This window comes from Bifidobacterium tibiigranuli, from assembly GCF_022655035.1.
Lineage (GTDB): Bacteria > Actinomycetota > Actinomycetes > Actinomycetales > Bifidobacteriaceae > Bifidobacterium > Bifidobacterium tibiigranuli_A.
Genome location: NZ_JALCUA010000001.1, coordinates 327,328 through 348,392, shown reverse-complemented (window position 1 = coordinate 348,392; position 21,065 = coordinate 327,328). Strand labels below are relative to the sequence as shown.

The following is a 21,065-nucleotide window of genomic DNA, read 5'->3' as shown; positions in this document are numbered from 1 at the left end:
AGGATCATTACAGCATAGGGATCATTGCAGCACGAGCCTCACTACAGTCTATGGCGCGACGGGTACGGCTGCGCATGACGACTCGGCTCGCAATGCGCGATAAAGTATCACGGTTTGACAATCTGCGAGGCGTTTTGAGGTTTCGACTTGAGCCGAAGTTATTTAACCTATCTGTATCAGGTCATAATCAATACTGATACGAAGGAGTGTCATCATGGCTTCACCAATGACTCGTTTTACGACCGATTTCCAGCATTCCGGCATGCCTGCCAAGGATCTGGACGAGACGATCAAGTTCTATACCGAAACGCTCGGTTTCGAGCTGGCCGGGCTGTTCCACAATGGCGAGAACCGTTGCGCGTTCTTGCGCTACGGCCATCTGACCATCGAGACGTGGGAGGGCGATCCGGCCCCGATGACCACCGGCGCCATCAACCACTGGGCATTCGACACCCCGGACATCGAGGCGGCGTTCAAGAACGCGCAGGAGCTGGGACTGAACTTCAAGGACACCGAGATCCAGTCGATTCCGACGTTCTGGGAGAAGGGCATCCGCTACTTCAACATCTACGGCCCCAACGGCGAGACGATCGAGTTTTGCCAGATCGTCAAGTAAGTAGTCAAGTAGCCCAATAGCCAAGTAATCGGCTAGCAATCCTCAGATAGCCGCCTGAGGCGTCACGACTCCCGCACTATTCCATATACGCAGCGGGAGTCGTGACGTCTCAGGCGTCCCAAATATCACAAAACCCGCAGTGCCCCGGCAATCATGCGGGAATAGTGACGGTCTGAGATAGTGCTGGATATATCGCTGTAGACACAACAGCGGCAAGAATACATAAGAAAATATGAAACTGAAAAATACGAAAAGATAAAACAAACACATGGAAGGGGACGCCGTTGTCCGGCTTCTGCATCACGTGCCCAACTTCGGCACTTTATTGATACATCATTACTTCTTGTTCAATTATTGATTATATACTTTTCAGCGCGTTTCGATGGTCTCGATGGCGTTGACAGTGGACTCGCTGTAGCCGGCCTGAGACAGGGCGCTCATACCGCTGACTTCGAAACCACGCATCACGGCAGCCATGAAGCTCTTCTTGTTCATCATAGTGAATTTCCTTTCGTTGCCGCGCCATTTGGCGCTTCAGTCGGGCTTTCCGGCTGATGGCTTCCAATATAGCCGCGCGCGACGACTTCTGCTAGCCTGTTGTGTAAAGGGCATGTTTCGCGTGCTTCATCAAATGTGAAAGAGCTCACACCGCAAAACAGCGATTGCAAAAAAGTATTAATTCTTGGCGACATGCACGCCAAAGCAGCGTCATTTCCGGGCGGAAACTGGTATCACCGCTCCAATGAAGGGCGATACGGAATAACGAGGTTCTGAACAACGTAAGGAAAAGGTAATGGCACAAGGATTGGTGCGCAAACTGCTGCCGGGGTTCCTAGCAGTCGCGGTATTCATGACGGGAGACGGGTTCGAGCTGACCTTCCTGTCCAAATACGTCGTGGATCAGGGATTCAGCTCGTCGCAGGCGTCATTGATGTTCACGATGTACGGTCTGGTGGCGGCTCTCGCGGGCTGGTCTTCGGGCGTGCTGTCCGAGCTGTTCGGCCCCAAGCGCATGATGCTCATCGGCGCCGCGTCATGGATCATCCTGCATCTGGTGTTCGTCGGCATCGCGCTTCCGAGCCACATCTTCTGGCTCATGCTCGTCTCGTACATGCTGCGAGGCATGGGCTACCCGCTGTTCATCTACTCCTTCGTGGTGCTGCTCGTCCAGACCGTTGACCCAGCCAAGCTGTCCTCGGCGCTAGGCTGGTTCTGGACCGCCTATTCCTTCGGCATCGGCGTGTTTGGCGCCTACCTGCCGGCATGGATCGTGCCTCTGATCGGCGAATACCATACGCTGTGGTTCTCGCTCGTGTTCTCGGCCATCGGCACGGCTATCTGCCTGTTCTTCGTGCCGAAGACCCATAACGACAAGCTCGACACGATGAGCAGCTCCGACAAGATGCGCGAGCTCGCCCGCGGCGTCACGATTCTCAAGGACAACCACCAGATCGCCCTTGCTGCCATCCTGCGCGTCATCTGCAACCTCACGCTGTACGGCTTCCCGGTCATCATGCCGCTCTACCTCGCCACGCACAACAACGGCGGTCTCGCCTTGTTCAAGGTCACCGAGTGGTCCACCATCTGGGGTCTGCTGTTCCTGGTCACCGTCTTCGGCAACGTGTTCTGGGGCCGCACGGGCGACCGCTTCGGTTGGATGGGCCAGATGCGCTGGTGGGGCTGCTGGCTGTGCGCCATCGGCACGCTCGCCATGTACTATGTGCCGCTGTACTTCGGCCATAACATGCCGCTGATGTATCTGTGCGCCGTGGTGCTCGGCATGGGCATCTCCGCCTTCGTGCCGATGGGCGCCGTGTTCCCCGCGCTCGAACCTGAGCACAAGGGCGCTGCGGTCTCCGCGAACAACCTCGCCTCCGGCCTGACCACCTTCTGCGGTCCGTTCATCGCTACGCTTCTGCTGCAGACCGTCGGTTTCGCCGGTGTGTGCTGGGCGTACGCGATCTGCTACATCGGTGGCTCGATCATGTCCTTCTGGATTCGTCCCAACCAGCCCGGCATGCCGGAGCGCAAGTCGCGCAGAAGCAAAAAACTTGCGGCGTAACAACCGCACCCAACCAAACCAATCAATTTCAACCCAAACAAAGGAGTTATCATGAAGGCTGCTGTTCTCGAAAAGCAGGGTGTCATCAACATTCGCGAGGTCCCGGACGTCAAGGCCCCCGGCCCCGGCGAGCTGCGCATCGCGCCGCATACCGTAGGCGTGTGCGGATCCGATCTGCATTACTACACGCACGGTCGCGTCGGCAAGTATGTGGTCGAGCAGCCGATGATCATCGGCCATGAGGCCTCGGGCACCGTGCTCGAAGTCGGCCCCGGCGTCACTGATTTCAAGCCCGGCGACCGCATCGCGATGGAGCCTGGCATCCCCGATATGATGTCGCGCGCCAGCCGCATGGGCATGTACAACGTCGATCCGGCCGTGCGCTTCTTCGCCACCCCGCCGGTTGACGGCTGCCTGTGCGACGAGGTCATCCACCCGGCCGCGTTCACCTACCACCTGCCCGAGTCCGTGAGCTTCGGCGAAGGCGCGCTGCTTGAGCCGACCGCCGTGGGCATGTGGGCCGCGACCAAGGCCGGCATCAAGCCCGGCGATGTGTGCGTCGTGACCGGCTCTGGCACTGTGGGCATGCTCACCGCCTCCGCCGCGCTCGCCGGCGGCGCCTCCAAGGTGTTCGTCTCCGACATCTCCGACATCAAGCTTGGCATCATCGGCCAGATCCCCGGCATCATCCCGGTGGATCTCAAGAAGGAGGACCTGGTCGAGCGCGTGCGCGAAGAGACCGCAGGCTGGGGCGCCGATGTGGCGTTCGAGTGCTCCGGCGCTCCGAAGGCCTACGAGACCTTCTGGAAGCTCATCGCGCCTGGCGGCACGGCTGTGCTCGTCGGCATCCCGGTCGATCCGGTCAAGATCGACATCACCGAGCTGCAGGCCACCGAGGTCCGTATCGAAAACATCTTCCGCTATGCCAACGTGTACCAGAAGGCCATCGATCTGGTCGCCAGCGGCAAGCTCAACCTCAAGCCCTTCATCACCGAGACCTTCGCGATGAAGGACACCAAGGCCGCCTTCGACCGCATGGACGAAGGACGCCCGGGTGACATCAAGCTGCAGATCACCGTCGACCGCGACTGATTGCAGCCAGGTGGTCGAATGCCGGCTTGCTGATTGCTGTTTTGCTGATTGCTGATAGCCGGTAGTCGGCGTATTGCCTAGCCATTACAGCGGGGATGCTCGTTCTCAATATATTAGGGAGCGGGCATCCCCGCTGTTTATGGTTGTGGCGTCTGTGGTTGCGGGTTGTGGCGGCGTTTGCCGAGCCGGCGTTTTGCTGAGCTGGGCTACGGGGGCTACGGACTGTTTCGCTGGCCGCGGCGAGTCTGTTGTGCCGCGTCGATACGCGATACAGTGGTGGCGGCAAGGTGTTACGGCGTTGAGCGCGATGATGGAGAATCGATAATGAGTTCGCTTCCAGGCAATGTCGGCGGGCGACCTGACTCAGGCTCGCTTGAGGTGATCGTCCCCGATGGAGGAGAGGCCATCCGCTGGACCAGCCACGGCTACCCCAATTCGCTGGCGAGGTGGCATTATCATCCGCAGATCGAGATTCATCTCATTCGCGAAGGCAGTGGCCAGTTCATGGCGGGCGATGGCCTGATGTCGTTCGAAGCCGGCCATGTGGCCTTGATCGGCTCGAATCTTCCGCATAACTGGATTTCGGATATTCGTCCTGGCGAGCGGCTCGCGCATCGCGACGTGCTGTGCCATGTGCGCCCGCAGACCATTCGCATGCTGTCCTCCGTATTCCCTGAGACCGCCGGATTCGAGCAGGTGCTGCGCCGCGCCCTGCATGCCGTGGTGCTCTCCGGCGAGTCGGCCCGTCAGGCGGCGGATCTGCTGGTTGCGATGGGGGAGCATGACGAGGACCGTCGTGTGGCCGATCTGATTGCCATACTCTCGATATTCGAGCACGCCTCGCCCGATGAATCGCGCACGCTGGTGACGCCCGAATACAATCCGATGGTGGCGGTCGGTGCCGAAGACGGCATCAACGCCGCTATTTCCTATATCTCCAAGCATCTGGACGAGGTCAGCCTTCAGGATGCCGCCGACGCCGCCTCCATGAGCCCCTCCACCTTCTCGCGGTTCTTCAAGCGCGTGGCCGGCATCGGTTTCGCCGACTTCGTGCGCCGGCTGCGCATCGGACGCGCCTGCCGGCTCCTGTCGTGCACAGATATGCCGGTTGCGCGCATACAGCGGATGAGCGGCTACTCGAACGCCTCAAACTTCAACCGGCGCTTCCTGGAAGAGACCGGCCTGACGCCCTCCGCCTACCGCAAGAACTATTCGCCGCGGTGACGCTGCGGCAGGCCTGTCTGCAGCAGAAAGTCGAAAAGGCGGATTGTTGATAGTTCAACAATCCGCCTAAGTTGTCGGGCTGGTGAGATTTGAAGAACTGTTGCAATAACGCCATTCCTGCGAAGGTGTGTACTTATGTATGTCCTTCGAGCGAAGGGAAATGGCGTGTCGTGATGCAAACATTTCTCAGTGTCACTCACTGGATGTCACTCATCATCACTGTCGAATGTCGGCACGGGTGGTGCACACCGTCGAGTGTGGGCACGGTGTGGGCACGGGTGGTTCGCGCTTCTGAGCAACTTAAGAAATGCTTAGGTTGCTCTCTCGCCTCGCGCACGCGGGGAAGCCACTAGGGAATTACTGGGGACTTACTAGGGAGCGCCCTCGCCTCGCGGCGCAGTCGGCGCATACGGCGCATTCGGCAACGGTGCGAACAGCACACCGCGTCGCTGCGGTACGAGTCGAACCAGTATTCGCATTCGGGGCACTTGTGGACTGATATCTTTCTCATATGATCTCCTATCGTGTGGTTCACCTGTGACGCTTATCGAACGATTGCCGACACGCCTCATGCCAATCGGCAGTAAGCATCGTGCGCCTTGTGACGGATAAGTTTATGGGTCCCGGAACGCATTCGCGGGCAGAACCCGGACCCCCTGCGGCCATTTAGACAAATACCCGGGGGGCTCTCTCCCGCCCGGGGGCGGTGGGGGTAGATAGAGGTGACCCCGCTGGCCTGAAAGGGGCAAAATCAGCGGGGTCTGCGCAGGATTGCAAGCAGCTTGCAGATGAAATGAATGCATAAAGCCTGCTGTGCTTGCTCTAGGTTGCTATGCCTTGGGCTTCAGAGTGATGATGCCGTTGCGATTGGGCTGCACGAGACCGAACCCGATGCGCGACGTGGCGCGGAGCATAGACATGTCTTTGCTGAACAGCGCGTCGGTGCTGGTGGCGACGCCTACTTCGCTTGCGCTGGCGACGATGTTGCTGTTGTCGCTGACCACGATGGTGTTGGCGGGCACGTGCGCGTTGAGGATTACTGGCACGCCGAAGAGCACTGGTGCTGCGGTCTGCGCGACGTCGGGCGTGATGACCGGTCGTCCGTCTGTTGCTACGAGTCCTTGCAGTCTTGCCCAAGTGCTGTAGCGCATGAGAAGTGAGGTGACGTTCGCGCCGAGATCAGTCAGTTGCGCGATCATGTCCAGGATTGGGCTGAGTCCGTTCTTATCAAGGTCTGCGTTCGCGGTGGTTGTTTGGCCCGCGATGTTGACGATTCCGGTGGGTTCGCCGTTGTCACCCGGATTATTTAGGAACACCTCGTCTGCTGCGTTCACCATCGCGCGCGTGATTCCTTGCCCGAGCATGTCCGAGCCGTTGCCAGAGCCGATTGCCTCGTTGGAAATGGAAGTGAGCAGGGCGAGCTTCCGCGTCTGCACCACCACTTCTGATAGCGCGGCTTGGCTCTCTGTGATCTGCTGGGCTTCTGCCACGATGGTCGCCGTCGGGTCTGCGGTTATGATGGGAATGCGGAGCGATGGCGCGTCTCCCTCGATGAGCGGGCCTTGTGTGGCGATTGCGGGGTTGAGGATCAGCGCTTCGCCGATGGCTTCGGCGGGCTTGACCCAGCTGGTATTAGGGAATGCGGCTTCGCCGCCGAGCGAGGTTGTGATAGCCATAAGTGTATGTCTCCGAATCTGTAGTGATGCTGATTGGAGAACGCGAAAGGACGCCACAACCAACATCGAATGATGCTAAGTTGCGACGTCCTCTGGAGCTGTCGCGGTCAGCGGCACAGCCGTTAACTACGTATTATTGTATCACACTTTTCGGGGAGTGCATAGTATACCACTGGTGTGGTGTTTCGCCTAATCTGTTTCGGCGCGTCAGTGTTTGCTGGTGCTTTCGCGTATCGCCTGGGCGACCGAGTTGCTGTTGCCCATCCGGTTCACGTTCCTGAGGGCGAGGTTATACCCTTTCATGGCTTGGGACGCGTTACGGCGCTTGGCGTTCTCGATATCCTCGCGGTCAGGAAGCCAATTGTGTACGTACGAACTGAACTTTTTGCACCATTCGGCGATTTCCTCGTCGTCCTCGCACGGGCAAATACCGTGGTCGAAGAGCTGCTGCTTAATGACGGGGTATTCTTCGATGGCTTTTTCGATTGCGTATTTCCGGTTCTTCACCTGGTTATAGTCGAACAGGTACGGCTTTCGCTCCTGGATGCTGCCCAGCGCTTCTGTCATTTCGGCGTAGTCGAGCTTGTCCGCGTCCCAGCAATCGTAGTTCCCAAGCTCTTCAATGATCGCCTCTTGCGCGCCCGTTGCGGCCTTGTACTCGCCTTTCACGAGGACGCTGCCCAGCGCGATAAGTTGCAGATTCTTCACGGTCCGTTTGAGTTCGTCGCGCTCCTCCTCGGTCTCGCGCAGGCGTACGCGGTATTTGGCGGCTTCGCGGTTCGGGTTCGGCTCCGGCTGCTGTTCCTCGGCCTGCGGGTTCTCCTCAGGCGTGGTGTCGGCTGCGGTGTCGTCTGGCTGCTCTGTGGGCGGCGTAGCGGGCGTTTCAGCGGGCGTTGCGGTGGTTGTGGTTGTGGTTGTTTCGGTGGTCATAGCGACCCTTTCTTGCCCTGATTTGGGGCGGTTTAATGATGGTGTGTCAGGCGGTTGCGAATGCTTCGCGGGCCGCGTCCCAGTCGCGTGATGAGACTGTGGCCCATACCACTACGCGCGCGATATCGGTTAGCCATGCTTGCAGGTCTTGCAGGTGCGCGCCTAAATCAAGCACGGATGAATATGTTGGTGCGCGGTCGGTGTAGTCGTTGATTAGCGCCATCTGCGCGACACCATCCATATCGGCGGAGCAGGTGAAGGTGTATCCGAACTTCGCGTTGGTGGAACGGAACAGCCACGGGTCGTCCAGTCCGCCCCACCCCGGCGCGTGCGCTAAGTGGAGCACAGGGCGGGGTGCAGTCAGCAGCGTCGTGGTCATTTGCGTTCCCATTCCTTGGTGAGTCGGTCGAGCTTGGCTTGCAGCTTGGCGGTCTTGCGGTTGCGCCTGTACTGGTTCTCGGCTGCTCGACTCCGGTGCTTCCAGTACGCTATCTGCTCTGCGATAGGCAGTTTGTCTACTTCGGCTTCGGTTATGTCCGGGTTCAGCCCGGTGGACGTGTATTTGGGTTCCGTCATTATGATTTCCTTCATAGTGTTATATGTGCGTTCTGGGCTAGTTCGATGATGGCGTCGAGCGCTTCTGAATATGCTTCGGCTCGGGACTTCCATGTGGCCCGGCCCTTATACAGGGTCTTGGCACGCTGGTGCAGGTAGCGGGCCGTGCGCTCCCATTGTTCTGGTTGTTCTTCTGGGGGGAGCTTGGCGATGACGCTCGGGAAGAGCCAGCGGGGCGCGTGCTCGGTCTGCTCCTGCTCGGTCGGCTCACTTTCCATCGGCGTCGCCCTCCTGCTGGTCGATGATTCGGTCTAGCTGCTGGATAATTGTCTGAAGCTGATGCGAGATGTCGCCACTGGGGAACCGGTGGAGAGCATGGCGGTAGAGGCGTTCACGGCGCTTGTACTGGTGTTGAATATCAGACATCGAATCTCCCTTCAGCGATGCGCTGTGCGCGATTCGTGATGTTCTCCGGTTGCACGCGCAGCACTTCCGCGATGATGTGCAGGTCTTCGAATGTGATGGTGCTCGGGTTGCCTAAGAGTCGTCTAAGGTGGCCGCGAGCGTATCCGGCTGACTCCTCCACTGCTTTGATGGTCCAGTCCTTTTCTGCGAGCAGGGCGCGGATGGCGCGTGCGGTGGCGAGTGTTTCCGGCATGTAGATCATGATTCCTCCTTGGGAATATCGGTTGTGTCTGGCCTGTTTAACGCCGGGCCGGGGCGAGATTTCAATACGATGGTGACGGCGATGCCAGCGGGGTGACGGGTGACGGTCACCGACCAGCCGCACCGGTCGAGCAGCGTGAAGTCCGCGAAGGCCGTGGCGTCGAGGCGGGGCGGAAAGCAGCGGTAAGCAGTCGTGCCGTCGTCCAGTTCGACGCGCTGTAGGTTTCGTGCCCAGGCTGGCGGCTGATACGGTTCCGGCCATGAGGCAGCGCGCAGGAAGCGAAACACATGGCCGCGATACGGTGGTCGCTGCACGGTCACCATAGCGTCCCCTGTACTGTCGGCACAGGCAGCTTCACGTCAGCTAGCAGCAACGCAGCCTCGCAGAGAGGACAGCTGAACCATTGGCCGGTGTCCTCGAAGTGGGTTTCGATATCATGGCTTATGGTGACTTCGCACCCGCAGAGGCATCGGCATGTGGTGCCGTCCGGGCCGGGTTCCTCGGCTCGGATATGCATGACGCATTCGGCGTCGGCGGGTATCGGCGGCATCAGATTGGGGTGTTCATTCGTGTTCACTTTTGTTCCTTTCACTGCTGTTTTGATTAGTACTTTCACTACTTGCGTATCTGAAAAGTACTAATCAAGTACTAATCTGAATCCCTTACGGGAGTAAGGCTAAGCATTAGTACTTGATTACTACTTTTCGTGCACGGAAGTCATTAAGTTCTAATCATTCATGTTCGTTTGTGTTCGATTGAACAAGCCATAGATATTGCTTGCCACGGCCCTTGTAACCGGGGTCGCGCTCTGTGGCGATGACGCCGTTGGAGTTGTCCCGCGCGTTCTGCAATTGCTTGGGCGTGTACCCTTCGAGGCTGCTGGCGTCCTTCTTGATCTGGGAGAACGGTACCTTTTCGTCACCGAGGTAATCAGTCAGCCATGAAAGCACCGCGCCGGACTCGGCCCGGCCGTTGCCGGATTGTTCGCCTTGGCCGATGTTCCTGTTGATGACCTCGCTGACGGTGCGCTCGGAGGGCATGAAGCCCGTCACTTTCGGCACGCTCATGGACTGGCCCAGATCGTCGGTGATATCCACGCTCGTGAGGCCGTACGAGTACGAAGCGCCTTGCGCCAAGGTGTAGTTGTTTTTGTCGAGGGTGGCGATGATGCTGCCGTCCTCGTCGTCTTTGGCGACCAATAGCAGGCTTCGGCAGATGTCGCGGAAGGCGTGCGAGCCGCTGACCTTATCGGAGGCATAGCCCGCGCCCTTGTTGAAGTGCAGGATGCCGACGATGGCGATGTCCAAGTCCTCGGCCAGCGCTGCCAGCGGGTCGAGCGCCGCCCGCACATCATCCCGCTTGTCGGTGTTGCCGCTGATGCAGGAGGTGATGGGGTCGAGTATCCAAAGTCGAATGTCGGCGTCTATGAGCAGCTTGCGGATCTCTGGCAGGTCGTCGGGCAGGCTAAGCCCTGTGGTGATATCCGTGCCGTTGACCGTGTTCTGCATGGTAAGGAATTGCACGCGGCTCATATCGGCGTCCGCCGCCATCAACCGCGCCTTCTGCATGGATAGCGAGTCCTCGATTCCGCTGAACGCCACGTTGACGGGATGACCCTTGCAATCGCCTTCCAGTAATCCTCTGGTGGCCTTGGCGGCGCGGTCGATGGAAAGCGTGCTCTTGGACACTCCGGCGCGGCCCGCGAACAGGGTGATGACGCCCAGCGGCATGATGGGCTGATCGATAAACCGGGGCTTCTCGATGGTCACGTCGGATGCGGCAGTGAGCGTGGCGTGCTTGCCGGACGGATGCGGCTTCGAGAGCGGTGCGGGAACGTTCGCAGCGGGTGCTGGTGGTTTCGTCGTGGCGGTCTTCCTTAGATCCTTGGCTTTCTGATATGCCTCGGCCTGCGCCTTGTTAGCGTCGTCTACTTCGCTCCACACTCGGGCCTTGAGCTTTTCAGTATCGGGCGATATCGGATGCACTGTTCGCATGGTGTGGCTGAGATTTTGAGAAGCTGTGAAGCACTTGTCCATCGCGGCGATGATCGTGGCTTGGCTCATACTTGCAACCTCCCCCACGAGAGCGGCTCGTACTCGTGGCCGCTGGCGTCTCTGGGCACGCCGTCGCCCTCGTAGTGGCCGTCCGGCTCGATGCCGTCAAGCGCGGCGTCCTCGGCTTCGCGCACGTGATGTAGCCAGTTGTAGAACTGCTCAGGGCAGTCAGAGGCCACGACGCCAATCAGCGCGCAGATCGCGGCGGGTAGCATGTTCCCGGCGCTGGTGAAACCGGCACCGAGCAGGATGCAGAGCAGCGCCAATGGGTACCGCGATTTTATGTATAGTTCTCCCACGAAAACGCGCCGCCTTCAGTCGATAACGCGAAAATTGCTAGGCTGGGAGAAGAAAGAGCGCACATCTTCGGCGTTCACCAAAACGTGGCGCTTCCCGATTTTATACACCCGCAGCTTGCCGGAGTTTATGAGCCTGTCGATGCTCGTGCGCGAGAGTCGCAGAGTTCGTGCGGTCTCCGAAACGGTCAACGTCTCAGGTATTTCAAATGTTTGCGTGGTAGGTTTAGCCATGTCGAACCTTTCTCGAACTGAATGGGGCGACACCGCTCGGTTGCGCCAACAACCGGAGCTGCGGTGTCATACACACTAATGTTTATCTTGTGTATGACACCCACCTTAACACGGGTTATTGCAGTTTTCAACACAATGACCTAAAATGTGTGTATGGAAATAAAGAAACCGCAGAAAATAGCCGAAACCGCTGATTCTGAGATAGCTAGTGCCGGCGTGTCGTCGCTCGGAGAACGGTTGCGTCGATACCGAACCGTCAAGACCGATAGCGAAACCGGGTTAAGCGCGACCCAACTTGCCGAGAAAGTAAACGAGTTGTACGGCGAAAAATCAATTACCCGATCAGTGATCGCAAATATCGAGAACGGCCGAGGGGCTGACGTGAGTTTCGAGCGGATCGTGCAACTTGCCCACGCGCTGAACGTGTCGCCCGTTGCGCTCATTGTCGATTGCGAACAGCCGTGGTTCTCGGACGCCAACCCGGTATTCGCTGGCCTGTTGAATTACCAGATCTACTACAGGATGCTCGTAAATCTGAGTCTTCCGCACTACGGTGGGCGCATGGATAATGCGAGTTCTGTGTTATGGAATTTTGCGCAGTACAATCTATCGATTGCGAACGCGCTTGACGCGGTGAAGCGTTACGAGAAAATAGTAAAGGGGCCGGATGGCTCAGAGCGCGAGCCGGTTGACGATGATGACGCGCTATACCTTGCGGAAGAAAACGCCGGCACGGAATCCGGCGCGACGCTGGCGTTGGACGACGTGAGAACGTATCGTGATTTTCTTAAAGGGCTGCACGTCGTCATCCCGGAATCCGAGGCGAGACATATACGTGAACTTGAAAATCGCGTTGCGCTCATTGTGACGATATCACGACAGAAGGGCGTTGTGACCGAGGAGCAGGCGCAGCGGTACGAGAGCAAATACGGTCTTAAAAGATCGAACGGTGCATCAACTTTCTAATCTTCATCTTCGGCAAGCTCCTCGTGCAATGACGTTAGCTTTGATTGCAATTCCTTGATCTGCGCTTCGACTTGTTTGATCTCATCGCGGATCACTTCGGGCGTGCGATCCGGCAAAATAAGCATCTCACCGAGAGTGTCCGCAACTTGCCGTTCATGCTCACCTAACACGCGCTGGTAGCGTTCGACTGCGGTCTTCGAGTCCTTATGGCCGGCCAAGTGCATGGTCTCTGCGAGCGTTGCCCCGGCTAGAATCGCCTCCGTGGTCGCAGTGGCTCGGAGCGTATGAAAATGAAGATCAGGCCGTCCGGCTGCCTTGGCCGCACGCTTGAACTGCGCGTAGAGGGTCTGTCTGGAGATCATCGCGCTCTTGGGGGCGGGAAGCAGCATATCCGTCTGTCGCGGGCCGACGTATCCCTTTAGATGCTGTTCGAGCAGGGGAATGAGGGCGGCGGGGATGGTAACATCCCGAACGCTGTTCTTCGTCTTGGTGTCGCCTAGCCGAAGCTCTCCCCGGTCGGTTTCGCCACGGTTCACGCTATGCCTCACATGAAGGATACGGTGCTTAATGTCAATGTCGCGGCGCTGCAAGGCGCACACCTCGCTGACGCGCAGCCCGCCGGCGGCTGCGGAAATATACACGGATATCCTCGTGCGCTCGGGCATCAGCTCGTAGATCCTCTTCAATTCTTCGGGCGAGGGCGGGTCTATCTCTGATTGCTTCGACTCGGGCGTGGGTAGCGCACGGATGCAGGGCGAAGCGTCGATTAGCGGCGGCTCCCCGTCTGGCCCCGGCAATGTCGCCGCACGCATGACCTGCTTGAGTGTTTTGTAGGCGTTGAAAGTCGCGTACTCGCCTTCGAGGTCGTTGCGGTCGAGGAAGTCGCCTATATCGCCGGGCTTGATATCGGTCATCCGCATATCGCCGAACACGGGCAGCAAGTGGTCAAGGTCAACTCGCACCTTGCGTTTGCTGGTGCCGCGAAGCTCCGCGCCGGTCTTCGTCCGATGCCCAGCGAACCATCGTTCGGCGTAATCTTCGAACATCGTATTATCTCGTTCCTTGGCCTTGATGCGATCCGCTGGCTTCTTCCAATCGGAGGCCCCACGCTCGTAGGCCCTCACTAGCTCATGCTCGGCTTCGAGCCACGCATAAGCCTGACCCTTGTCGTCAGGGCCGAAGTTGCGCGATATGCGGCTACGGTCGCCGGGGAGCGGAGAATAATAGCGGGCGATCCAACCGACGCGCTGCCTCGTGCCACGCTTATACCGGGGCGTGACCGTTCCCCAACTCCCACGTGCCGCCCTGCTCATAGCGCCCCCCCTCGTATGTCCTTATGTGTGTCCTTATTATGGCATATTCGGGTGATTTCCGGGGTAATCTGAGCAATAAGCCTAGAGCGGCAAATAGCCTGCAAGGCCAATAGACAGTAAGAAAAAAGCGGCCTCACGACGAATCGTGAAACCGCAGTTGTCGGGCTGGCGAGATTTGAACTCGCGGCCTCCTCGTCCCGAACGAGGCGCGCTACCAAGCTGCGCTACAGCCCGTTTTGGCAACGTGGGCAATACTACATCTCGTAGCCGGACATGGCAAAGCGGAGTGTCGAACCGTTAAGCAGACAGCCCGGTGGGCTGTCTGTAGGTTCGACCGAGCGGCCGCTAAGGCCGTGGGCTGAGCCGTTAAGCGAGCAATCCGGTGGATTGCTCGTAGGCGAGGTGAGGCTCCGCTAAGGAGCCGAAGACGGAGCGATGAGTGACAAGCAACCAGATTGTGATTACGCATCGCGAGGACTGTCAAGCGGGCAATCTGCACCCATGCATCATTCATGCCATCGTCCTCGTGTATCGGCACTTGGATAGAGTGGTGCGTTATGAGTGAAACGACTGAGAACGTTGGCGCAATAACCGAAGAGAGCGCCGAACAGGCTTCCGCGATGACCACCGTCGAGCGGGCCCATATGCTGCTGCAGCAAGATGAGGGCATCCGCAACGCAATTGACGGCGGCGCGAGCCTCGATGAGGCGATCGACCCGAGCAATGCCACGTACGGCCCGCTCGCGCACCCGGAGCAGGTGCAGATGCGCGTGGCCAAGCGTGCGCTCATGCTCAAAGAGGGCCTGCAGCCTTATCCGGTCCATCTTGACGTGAGCGACCGCATTGAAGACGTGCGCGCCAAGTATGATGGCACGTTGCAGCCGGGCGAGGAGACCGAGGACATGGTCGGCATTGCGGGCCGCGTGCTCTTCATCCGCAACGCTGGCGGACTGTGCTTCGTGCAGCTGTGCGCAGGCGATGGCACCAAGATCCAAGGCATGATTGCCAAGCGGGAAATCGGCGCGGATTCGCTCAAGCAGTTCAAGCAGCTGGTCGATCTGGGCGATCATCTGTATCTTCGCGGCCGTGTCATCGCGTCGAAAACCGGCGAATTGTCGGTCTTCGCCACCGAATGGAGCATCGCCGCCAAGGCCTTGCAGCCGCTGCCCGCGCTGCACAAGGAGCTCAACGACGACACGCGCACGCGCAAGCCCTATATCGGCATGATCGCCGACGAGAAGATACGCAACATGGTGCGCAACCGCTCCAAGGTCGTCTCCTCGCTGCGTCGCACCTTCGACGAGCATGATTTCATCGAGGTCGAGACCCCGATGCTGCAGACCATCCACGGCGGCGCTGCGGCCCGCCCGTTCACCACGCATATGAACGCCTTCGACATCGACCTGTTCCTGCGCATCGCGCCCGAGCTCTTCCTCAAGCGCTGCCTCGTGGGCGGCATCGATCGCGTGTTCGAGATCAACCGCAACTTCCGCAACGAGGGCGTCGACGCCACGCATGCTCCGGAGTTCACCATGATCGAGGCATATCAGGCCTACGGCACCTATGACACCATCGCCAAGCTTGTCAAGGAGCTCATCCAGAAGACCGCCATGGACGTCTTCGGCTCCACGACCGTCACGCTGCTGGACGGCACTGAGTACGATCTCGGCGGCGAATGGAAGCAGATCAGCATGTACGGCTCGCTTTCCGAAGCTCTCGGCGAGGAAATCACGCCGGAAACCTCGGTTGAGCATCTTGGCGCGATTGCCGACAAGCTCGGTGTCGAGCGCGACGAGGTGGAGAACCACGGCAAGCTTGTGGAACACCTGTGGGAGCACTTCTACGAGGATAAGCTCTACGCGCCGACCTTCGTGCGCGATTTCCCGGTCGAGACCAGCCCGCTGGTCAAGGCCCACCGCTCCAAGCCGGGCATGGTCGAGAAATGGGATCTCTACGTGCGTGGCTTCGAGCTCGCCACAGGCTATTCCGAGCTCAACGACCCGGTCGTGCAGCGCGAGCGTCTAGTCGCTCAGGCCCGCGATGCGATGGCCGGAGACGAGGAGGCCATGGATATCGACGAGGACTTCCTCGAGGCGCTCGGTGTGGGCATGCCCCCGGCAGGCGGCATGGGCATGGGCGTCGACCGCCTGCTCATCGCCCTGACCGGCGCGACAATCCGCGAAACCGTCACCTTCCCGCTCGTCAAGCCGATGAACTTCTAGGCTGCTGACGGTGCGTTCCGTACGTCAGCATGCGCGGCGTTGCTTTTTGTACGCTAACGAGAGGCTAACGTACGTTTCGTAACGTTTTGCGGCTGTTTTGCGTCGCTTTTTGTACGGTAGCTTCGCGCTAGCGTACAAAAAGCGACGCAAACCGCGAGTCGCGATTATATGGGATGGCGCAGAGCGGGAAGGCGCCGGACGGTGTGCGGATGTGCGAAAGACTCGTGACGAACCTGCCCTCGGCGTATGGTGGGGAGCCATGAAGCTTGGATTGTGGATACAAGGGGCGCGGCCGAAAACCCTGCCGCTGGGGCTGGCTCCGGTTATCGCCGCCGCTATGACGATGTGGCAGACCGTGTTCGTGGGCGTATACGGCGGGTCATATGACCATAAGCCGTGCCCGGTGTTCGGTGGCAGGCCGAGTCTCGATCTGGCCAGCAACTACGGCCGGTGCCTGACCTCCCACGGCTGGTACATTGCCGTGACCCTGCTGTGCGCAGGCGTTGCGGTTTTCCTGCAGATCGCCGCGAATTTTGCCAACGATTACTCGGATGGCGTGCGCGGGGTCGACAGCGGGCGGGGCATGCAAGGCGTTTCTTTGGCAGATGCTGCTGACGGCGCAGGCCAGTCCGGCGCAGATCAATCCCAATCCCAAGTTCAAGCTCAGTCTCAACAGTTGGCCAAGGAATCGGCAGCCGCCGAAGGCGCACAACGCAGGCAGGCCCCATCGCGCCTCGTCGCGTCGGGCGTCGCGCCGAAGAAGGTGCTTGCCGCGGCAGGCATCAGCGCGGCGCTCGCCTGCGCGTGCGGTCTGGCGATCATCGCGCTCACCGGCCATTGGTGGCTCCTCGCGCTTGGTGTGGCGTGCATCGTGGCTGGCTGGTTCTATGTCGGCGGCAAGCATCCGTACGGCTATCACGGCTGGGGCGAGATTTCGGTGTTCGCATTCTTCGGCCTGATTGCCACCTGCGGCACATCGTATGCGCTGTCCGACACGGTGCCGTATGTCGTCATCTGGGTCGCCATCGCACAAGGACTGCTTGCCGTCGCGGTATTGTCCGTCAATAATCTGCGCGATGTCGATGAGGATGCAGCGCACGGCAAGCGCACATGGATGGTGCGCATGGGCAGAAGCGGCGGGAAAAAGTTCACCGAGACGCTGATTGTGGTACCGGCGCTGATGCTGGCGGCGGAGTTCGCCATGGGTCATCCTTGGACTGCTGCCGCTGAGGAAGTCGAGACCGCGTGTGGCTGGCAATACGCTTCGCCGAGTGATTTCGTGGGCAAAGAGGTATGCGATTATTCGCATGTCGCGTATACGCAGCATCTGTTCGTGGTGACTGCCGTGGCGTTTGCGCTGGCCTGCATCGTGTGCCTGGCGGCTGCGATTTGCGTGCACCGGGAGAAATATCGCGCGGCTTTGCCGTTATGCGCCTTCGCTTCGCTTGCACTGGCTTTTGCCTTCGGTACCTTGTATCTCATGTAGCATCCTCCCTCATGTGAGCGTGCACGCGTGCCGGAGTGTGATACTGCCCACAGTGTCGCCGATGCACATTATGATTGGGGCATGTCTTACAAACTAGTACTGCTCCGACACGGTCAGAGCGCATGGAATAAAACCAATCAGTTCACCGGCTGGGTGGATGTCCCGCTGACCGAGCAGGGCGTCGCTGAGGCCAAGCACGGCGGCCAGCTGCTCAAGGAGAAGAACGTCCTTCCCGACATCGTCTTCACCTCGCTGCTGCGTCGCGCCATTAACACGGCCAACTACGCCCTCGATGAGGCCGATCGCCTGTGGATCCCCGTCCAGCGCAGCTGGCGTCTCAACGAGCGTCATTATGGTGCACTGCAGGGCAAGAACAAGTCCGAGATTCGTCAGGAGTACGGCGACGAGAAGTTCATGATCTGGCGCCGTTCCTACGCTACCCCGCCGCCCGAGATCAACCCCGACGACCCGTACGCCCAGGACAAGGACCCTCGCTACGCCGGTGATCCGGTGCCCGAGGCCGAGGCCCTGGCCAACGTCGTGGCCCGCGTCACCCCGTATTGGGAGTCGGCCATCGAGCCTGAGCTCAAGTCCGGCAAGACCGTCCTGATCGCCGCGCACGGCAACTCGCTGCGCGCCATCGTCAAGATGCTCGACGGCCTGAGCGAAGAGGAGATCTCCAAGGTCAACATTCCGACTGGCATCCCGCTGCTCTACGAGCTGGACGAGAACTTCAAGCCGATCAAGCCCCGTGGCGAGTACCTCGATCCCGAGGCCGCCGCAGCCGGTGCCGCCGCAGTCGCCGCGCAGGGCCAGAGCAAGAAGTGAACCAGCTGAGAGGCATCTGACGCTGCTTCAACGCTTCAACGCAGAAAACCGCTGCCGTCCATCGCAAGTCGATTGAACAGCAGCGGTTTTTGCATTTCGCATTGCCTATTGGAACGAAAGCGCCGCACCCCCGCAACTCAGCGGCGTTTTCGTTCCAATAGCCCTTGGCAACGCTACGCAAATACGCAAAACGAGGCGGAACCCCGCCAATCGGGAGTCCGCCTCGTGTGATGGGCGTGACCGCGCTATACGGTCAGCTATGACACTATGACGCTATGATGCTCAGTCGATGTCGGTGCCTTCATCGCGCTTGGGGGCCTTGCTGGGATCGAAGCCAGAGACGATGAACGTCACGCGACGCGCGGCCGAAACGGCGTGGTCGCCCAGGCGCTCCATGAACCGGCCGATCAGCACCACGTCGATGAGCTGCTGCTTCGTGCCTGCCCACGAGTCGTCCAGCACCATCGAGAAGGTCTGGTGATGCAGATCATCCAGGATGTCGTCGTCGAGGATGATCTGCTCGGCGACATCGGCATCGCGGTCGGCGAGCATGCTCACCGTGCGGTCAGCGGTCTTGTCGAGGAAATCGCGCATCTGCGTAAACAGATCCTTGGCCTCGTCCGGCACGGGCGAAAGCGGGTAGGTGCGGCGCGCAGCCTCGGCGATGTGCCGGGCCAGGTCGCCCATGCGCTCGAATGTGGAAGCCAGACGCATCGAAGAGACGACCACACGCAGATCGGTGGCCACCGGGTTCTGCTTGGCGAGCAGACTCACGCACTGGTTGATGATGTTGGCTTCCAACGCATCGATTTTGATGTCGCCGTCGATGACGTTCTGTGCGGCATCCAGATCGGCATTGAGCAATGCCTCGCCCGAAGCGTTGATCGCCTTGCGCACATCTTGTGCCATATGGTCGAGGTCATCCGCCACGGCCTTCAACTCCTCGTTGAAAATAACGCGCATAATTCAGCCTTCCTGCTGTGGGATTCGCGACTATTACCTTGTACCAGTGTATGGGCAACACCTCTTCGGCGCGACATCGACATGTCTTCGCGCGGTGTTGTTGTTGCAGAATTCACCGCGGCGTTCACCTGCCATTCATATTGCCAGCTGGCAGGGGCCGCGCATATATATGGCATATATATGGCATCCGCCACGGAGCGTCGCATGTCGCATGGGACGGCGCACGGCGGGATATGGGAGAATGGGGGGCATGCCCCTGACCATGTCCTCCGTCCTGATTTTCTCGGTGTTCGGCCTGCTTGCCGCCGCCATCGTCGTTGTAGCGCTGTACTCGGTGCTCGATTGGCTGCGGCCTCTTGTGAAGCGTGCGTTCGGTTCCGCAGGCTCGGTGCTGCCTGAGCGCCTTGGATCGTTGCGTCGCTGGCTGGCGCGTTGGCAGGCGGATGATGAGGCGGGCGACGATCTGGACGATTCGACGGCCGCGCTGATTTCGATGCTCAACACCGTTTCGATTGTGGTGGATGAGTCCGATGGCGTCGTGCGGGCCACCCCCGACGCCTATGTGCTGGGGGTTGTGGATGACGACGCGATTGTCAACGAACGCGTGCTTGAGCAGATTCGACTGGTCCGTGCCAAGGGAGGCCGTCGGCAATTCGATCTCACGACGAGCACGCCGGAGCGATTCGTCGGTCTTCCGGACGACACGCCTGAGTACAGCGGCCACGGGGGCCAGGGGCCTGCCGGCGACACGTCCACCGGCGACACGTCTGCTGAGGGTGCGCGAAATAACGATGTGCAGGCAGTGAGCCGGCCGAACTGGCTGAAGGTTACCGTGGGCCGCATCAACGAGCATTTCGTGGTCGTGCTGCTTGACGATGTGAGCGAGCTGAAGCGGTTCGCCCAACTGCGCGATTCCTTTATCGTGAACGTATCCGAGCAGCTGCTGGCGCCTGAGCGCGATCTCGAGCAGCTGGCCGATGCGCTGGAACGCGACGATGCGGATCTCGAGTGGATACGCGCCCATGCCCGGCAGGTGCGTATTTCGAGTCGGTATCTGAGCCATATGGTGTCCGATCTGCTGCTGCTCATCAAGGCGCAGGAGCCGGTCACGCCAAGCGAATCGAATCGGCTTGACGTCAAGGAGCAGTTGGACTGGGTCGCCGACACGCTGGCCGAGGAGAGCAGCCAGTTCGGCACGCCGATTGTCGTGAGCTGCGAGAACGGACTGAGCGTCAATGGCGAGCGTGAGCAGATTCGCGCCGCCGTGCGCAAGCTTGTTGAGAACGCCATGGCGTACTCGCCCAAAGGTTCTGCGGTGAGCATATCCGCGCAGCGTTCCAAGGACGGCAAGCAGGTGCTCATTCGCGTGCTCGATCGCGGCAAGGGCATCGCGAAGGCAGAGCAGCCGCGCGTCTTCGAGCGCTTCTATCGCGGTGGCAATCAGAATGCCCGCAGTGCCGAGGGCATCGGGCTAGGACTGGCCATCGTCAAGCATGTGGCGCTGACGCATCACGGCAGCGCCACCTTGTGGAGCGTGCCCGGGCAGGGCAGCACGTTTACCTTGATGCTGCCGCTGGCCTGCTGAATGCGCTATTCGCCTAGCCGTCGATAATTCCACCGGTCGAAATGCTCCCAGAGCAGCATCAGCAGGCCAGCGGCAACGCCGGAGCCGCAGATGATCAGCAGCTGCATCATAGCGAATCCGCAGGCCATGAGCACCAGGCAGACGGCGGTCGCCAGCAGCCACAGTCCAGTGCCAATAAGGAACACTTTACGTAAGTCCACGCGCACCGCGCTGGGTGCCGGCTTGCGAACGTCGGGGTTGATGATCGGCGCGAATTTCATACCATCACTGTAGCGTGCACCGTGGCCTGCGGGGTA

At 59.7% G+C, this 21,065-nt stretch carries 25 protein-coding genes and 1 tRNA gene; 9 read left to right on the top strand and 17 right to left on the bottom strand.

Annotated features, from left to right (window positions below):
• The first annotated feature begins 214 nt into the window (after positions 1-214).
• Entirely contained in the window at positions 215-616 is a 402-nt protein-coding gene (locus LKK40_RS01490) for a VOC family protein (protein WP_024464262.1), read from the top strand.
• A 369-nt stretch (positions 617-985) separates the two neighbouring features.
• Here LKK40_RS01490 and LKK40_RS01485 read toward each other — a convergent pair whose 3' ends face one another.
• Complete coding sequence (locus LKK40_RS01485) at positions 986-1,114, bottom strand: hypothetical protein (RefSeq protein ID WP_273192887.1); 129 nt, start codon at positions 1,112-1,114, stop codon at positions 986-988.
• Between the two features lie 295 nt (positions 1,115-1,409).
• Between LKK40_RS01485 and LKK40_RS01480 the strand changes: the two genes are divergently transcribed.
• The 3 genes from LKK40_RS01480 (at position 1,410) to LKK40_RS01470 (ending at position 4,994) form a co-directional block, all read left to right on the top strand.
• Positions 1,410-2,678, top strand: coding sequence for an MFS transporter (locus LKK40_RS01480; RefSeq protein WP_152581131.1), 1,269 nt, complete (start codon positions 1,410-1,412; stop codon positions 2,676-2,678).
• A gap of 51 nt (positions 2,679-2,729) precedes the next feature.
• Positions 2,730-3,770: an NAD(P)-dependent alcohol dehydrogenase gene (locus tag LKK40_RS01475; RefSeq protein ID WP_024464264.1), complete on the top strand. Its 1,041-nt coding sequence runs from the start codon at positions 2,730-2,732 to the stop codon at positions 3,768-3,770.
• A gap of 324 nt (positions 3,771-4,094) precedes the next feature.
• Positions 4,095-4,994 carry an AraC family transcriptional regulator gene (locus LKK40_RS01470; RefSeq protein WP_304308594.1) on the top strand — a complete coding sequence of 300 codons (900 nt, stop codon included), beginning with the start codon at positions 4,095-4,097 and terminating at the stop codon, positions 4,992-4,994.
• Positions 4,995-5,824: 830 nt separating this feature from the next.
• On the opposite strand, the gene LKK40_RS01465 is transcribed toward LKK40_RS01470, so the two are convergent.
• The 12 genes from LKK40_RS01465 to LKK40_RS01410 all read right to left on the bottom strand — a co-directional run bounded on the left by LKK40_RS01465 (position 5,825) and on the right by LKK40_RS01410 (position 11,406).
• Positions 5,825-6,670 carry a phage major capsid protein gene (locus LKK40_RS01465; RefSeq protein WP_304308593.1) on the bottom strand — a complete coding sequence of 282 codons (846 nt, stop codon included), beginning with the start codon at positions 6,668-6,670 and terminating at the stop codon, positions 5,825-5,827.
• Positions 6,671-6,877: 207 nt separating this feature from the next.
• Positions 6,878-7,600 (bottom strand): hypothetical protein, encoded by a 723-nt coding sequence (locus LKK40_RS01460; protein ID WP_304308591.1) that lies wholly within the window; start codon positions 7,598-7,600, stop codon positions 6,878-6,880.
• Between the two features lie 46 nt (positions 7,601-7,646).
• Complete coding sequence (locus LKK40_RS01455; RefSeq protein ID WP_304308589.1) at positions 7,647-7,979, bottom strand: hypothetical protein; 333 nt, start codon at positions 7,977-7,979, stop codon at positions 7,647-7,649.
• Positions 7,976-8,176, bottom strand: coding sequence for a hypothetical protein (locus tag LKK40_RS01450; protein ID WP_304308587.1), 201 nt, complete (start codon positions 8,174-8,176; stop codon positions 7,976-7,978). The genes LKK40_RS01455 and LKK40_RS01450 overlap by 4 nt, the downstream gene beginning before the upstream one ends.
• A gap of 11 nt (positions 8,177-8,187) precedes the next feature.
• Positions 8,188-8,433: a hypothetical protein gene (locus LKK40_RS01445; protein WP_304308585.1), complete on the bottom strand. Its 246-nt coding sequence runs from the start codon at positions 8,431-8,433 to the stop codon at positions 8,188-8,190.
• A complete protein-coding gene (locus LKK40_RS01440) occupies positions 8,423-8,581 on the bottom strand; it encodes a hypothetical protein (RefSeq protein WP_304308583.1) in 159 nt (52 codons plus the stop codon). The genes LKK40_RS01445 and LKK40_RS01440 overlap by 11 nt, the downstream gene beginning before the upstream one ends.
• Positions 8,574-8,822, bottom strand: a complete 249-nt coding sequence (locus LKK40_RS01435; RefSeq protein WP_304308581.1) for a helix-turn-helix domain-containing protein — start codon at positions 8,820-8,822, stop codon at positions 8,574-8,576. Before LKK40_RS01435 ends, LKK40_RS01440 begins: the two co-directional genes overlap by 8 nt.
• On the bottom strand, positions 8,819-9,145 hold the full coding sequence (locus LKK40_RS01430; protein WP_304308580.1) for a hypothetical protein: 327 nt from the start codon (positions 9,143-9,145) through the stop codon (positions 8,819-8,821). Before LKK40_RS01430 ends, LKK40_RS01435 begins: the two co-directional genes overlap by 4 nt.
• Positions 9,139-9,399 carry a hypothetical protein gene (locus tag LKK40_RS01425; RefSeq protein WP_304308578.1) on the bottom strand — a complete coding sequence of 87 codons (261 nt, stop codon included), beginning with the start codon at positions 9,397-9,399 and terminating at the stop codon, positions 9,139-9,141. The genes LKK40_RS01430 and LKK40_RS01425 overlap by 7 nt, the downstream gene beginning before the upstream one ends.
• Before the next feature lie 154 nt (positions 9,400-9,553).
• Positions 9,554-10,885, bottom strand: a complete 1,332-nt coding sequence (locus LKK40_RS01420; protein ID WP_304308577.1) for an AAA family ATPase — start codon at positions 10,883-10,885, stop codon at positions 9,554-9,556.
• Positions 10,882-11,175 (bottom strand): hypothetical protein, encoded by a 294-nt coding sequence (locus tag LKK40_RS01415; protein WP_304308576.1) that lies wholly within the window; start codon positions 11,173-11,175, stop codon positions 10,882-10,884. The genes LKK40_RS01420 and LKK40_RS01415 overlap by 4 nt, the downstream gene beginning before the upstream one ends.
• 15 nt (positions 11,176-11,190) lie before the next feature.
• Complete coding sequence (locus LKK40_RS01410) at positions 11,191-11,406, bottom strand: helix-turn-helix domain-containing protein (RefSeq protein ID WP_304308574.1); 216 nt, start codon at positions 11,404-11,406, stop codon at positions 11,191-11,193.
• Between the two features lie 153 nt (positions 11,407-11,559).
• Here LKK40_RS01410 and LKK40_RS01405 point away from each other — a divergent pair, with 153 nt between their 5' ends.
• Positions 11,560-12,372: a helix-turn-helix domain-containing protein gene (locus tag LKK40_RS01405; protein WP_304308571.1), complete on the top strand. Its 813-nt coding sequence runs from the start codon at positions 11,560-11,562 to the stop codon at positions 12,370-12,372.
• On the opposite strand, the gene LKK40_RS01400 is transcribed toward LKK40_RS01405, so the two are convergent.
• Both LKK40_RS01400 and LKK40_RS01395 read right to left on the bottom strand, forming a co-directional pair.
• Entirely contained in the window at positions 12,369-13,685 is a 1,317-nt protein-coding gene (locus LKK40_RS01400) for a tyrosine-type recombinase/integrase (RefSeq protein ID WP_304308569.1), read from the bottom strand. The genes LKK40_RS01405 and LKK40_RS01400 overlap by 4 nt on opposite strands.
• Before the next feature lie 160 nt (positions 13,686-13,845).
• Positions 13,846-13,919 (bottom strand) — tRNA-Pro (locus tag LKK40_RS01395).
• Between the two features lie 323 nt (positions 13,920-14,242).
• Between LKK40_RS01395 and lysS the strand changes: the two genes are divergently transcribed.
• The 3 genes from lysS (at position 14,243) to LKK40_RS01380 (ending at position 18,221) form a co-directional block, all read left to right on the top strand.
• Positions 14,243-15,907, top strand: a complete 1,665-nt coding sequence (gene lysS / locus LKK40_RS01390) for a lysine--tRNA ligase (protein ID WP_434735098.1) — start codon at positions 14,243-14,245, stop codon at positions 15,905-15,907.
• Positions 15,908-16,166: 259 nt separating this feature from the next.
• The gene (menA, locus tag LKK40_RS01385; protein ID WP_304308568.1) at positions 16,167-17,393 is read left to right on the top strand and encodes a 1,4-dihydroxy-2-naphthoate octaprenyltransferase; all 1,227 of its coding nucleotides are present in this window, start codon (positions 16,167-16,169) and stop codon (positions 17,391-17,393) included.
• 81 nt (positions 17,394-17,474) lie between these two features.
• A complete protein-coding gene (locus tag LKK40_RS01380; protein WP_152581136.1) occupies positions 17,475-18,221 on the top strand; it encodes a phosphoglyceromutase in 747 nt (248 codons plus the stop codon).
• Positions 18,222-18,503: 282 nt separating this feature from the next.
• Here LKK40_RS01380 and phoU read toward each other — a convergent pair whose 3' ends face one another.
• A complete protein-coding gene (phoU, locus tag LKK40_RS01375) occupies positions 18,504-19,184 on the bottom strand; it encodes a phosphate signaling complex protein PhoU (RefSeq protein WP_304308566.1) in 681 nt (226 codons plus the stop codon).
• Between the two features lie 250 nt (positions 19,185-19,434).
• Between phoU and LKK40_RS01370 the strand changes: the two genes are divergently transcribed.
• On the top strand, positions 19,435-20,769 hold the full coding sequence (locus tag LKK40_RS01370) for a sensor histidine kinase (protein ID WP_304308563.1): 1,335 nt from the start codon (positions 19,435-19,437) through the stop codon (positions 20,767-20,769).
• 5 nt (positions 20,770-20,774) lie between these two features.
• Here LKK40_RS01370 and LKK40_RS01365 read toward each other — a convergent pair whose 3' ends face one another.
• The gene (locus tag LKK40_RS01365) at positions 20,775-21,029 is read right to left on the bottom strand and encodes a DUF2530 domain-containing protein (RefSeq protein WP_273192874.1); all 255 of its coding nucleotides are present in this window, start codon (positions 21,027-21,029) and stop codon (positions 20,775-20,777) included.
• Positions 21,030-21,065: the final 36 nt, after the last annotated feature.

Excerpts from the sequence above, each read along its gene's own strand:
- LKK40_RS01490 (WP_024464262.1), top strand. The coding sequence starts at position 215 with ATGGCTTCACCAATGACTCGTTTTACGACCGATTTCCAGCATTCCGGC.
- LKK40_RS01485 (WP_273192887.1), bottom strand. The coding sequence starts at position 1,114 with ATGATGAACAAGAAGAGCTTCATGGCTGCCGTGATGCGTGGTTTCGAA.
- LKK40_RS01480 (WP_152581131.1), top strand. The coding sequence starts at position 1,410 with ATGGCACAAGGATTGGTGCGCAAACTGCTGCCGGGGTTCCTAGCAGTC.
- LKK40_RS01475 (WP_024464264.1), top strand. The coding sequence starts at position 2,730 with ATGAAGGCTGCTGTTCTCGAAAAGCAGGGTGTCATCAACATTCGCGAG.
- LKK40_RS01470 (WP_304308594.1), top strand. The coding sequence starts at position 4,095 with ATGAGTTCGCTTCCAGGCAATGTCGGCGGGCGACCTGACTCAGGCTCG.
- LKK40_RS01465 (WP_304308593.1), bottom strand. The coding sequence starts at position 6,670 with ATGGCTATCACAACCTCGCTCGGCGGCGAAGCCGCATTCCCTAATACC.
- LKK40_RS01460 (WP_304308591.1), bottom strand. The coding sequence starts at position 7,600 with ATGACCACCGAAACAACCACAACCACAACCACCGCAACGCCCGCTGAA.
- LKK40_RS01455 (WP_304308589.1), bottom strand. The coding sequence starts at position 7,979 with ATGACCACGACGCTGCTGACTGCACCCCGCCCTGTGCTCCACTTAGCG.
- LKK40_RS01450 (WP_304308587.1), bottom strand. The coding sequence starts at position 8,176 with ATGACGGAACCCAAATACACGTCCACCGGGCTGAACCCGGACATAACC.
- LKK40_RS01445 (WP_304308585.1), bottom strand. The coding sequence starts at position 8,433 with ATGGAAAGTGAGCCGACCGAGCAGGAGCAGACCGAGCACGCGCCCCGC.
- LKK40_RS01440 (WP_304308583.1), bottom strand. The coding sequence starts at position 8,581 with ATGTCTGATATTCAACACCAGTACAAGCGCCGTGAACGCCTCTACCGC.
- LKK40_RS01435 (WP_304308581.1), bottom strand. The coding sequence starts at position 8,822 with ATGATCTACATGCCGGAAACACTCGCCACCGCACGCGCCATCCGCGCC.
- LKK40_RS01430 (WP_304308580.1), bottom strand. The coding sequence starts at position 9,145 with ATGGTGACCGTGCAGCGACCACCGTATCGCGGCCATGTGTTTCGCTTC.
- LKK40_RS01420 (WP_304308577.1), bottom strand. The coding sequence starts at position 10,885 with ATGAGCCAAGCCACGATCATCGCCGCGATGGACAAGTGCTTCACAGCT.
- LKK40_RS01410 (WP_304308574.1), bottom strand. The coding sequence starts at position 11,406 with ATGGCTAAACCTACCACGCAAACATTTGAAATACCTGAGACGTTGACC.
- LKK40_RS01405 (WP_304308571.1), top strand. The coding sequence starts at position 11,560 with ATGGAAATAAAGAAACCGCAGAAAATAGCCGAAACCGCTGATTCTGAG.
- LKK40_RS01400 (WP_304308569.1), bottom strand. The coding sequence starts at position 13,685 with ATGAGCAGGGCGGCACGTGGGAGTTGGGGAACGGTCACGCCCCGGTAT.
- lysS (WP_434735098.1), top strand. The coding sequence starts at position 14,243 with ATGAGTGAAACGACTGAGAACGTTGGCGCAATAACCGAAGAGAGCGCC.
- menA (WP_304308568.1), top strand. The coding sequence starts at position 16,167 with ATGAAGCTTGGATTGTGGATACAAGGGGCGCGGCCGAAAACCCTGCCG.
- LKK40_RS01380 (WP_152581136.1), top strand. The coding sequence starts at position 17,475 with ATGTCTTACAAACTAGTACTGCTCCGACACGGTCAGAGCGCATGGAAT.
- phoU (WP_304308566.1), bottom strand. The coding sequence starts at position 19,184 with ATGCGCGTTATTTTCAACGAGGAGTTGAAGGCCGTGGCGGATGACCTC.
- LKK40_RS01370 (WP_304308563.1), top strand. The coding sequence starts at position 19,435 with ATGCCCCTGACCATGTCCTCCGTCCTGATTTTCTCGGTGTTCGGCCTG.
- LKK40_RS01365 (WP_273192874.1), bottom strand. The coding sequence starts at position 21,029 with ATGAAATTCGCGCCGATCATCAACCCCGACGTTCGCAAGCCGGCACCC.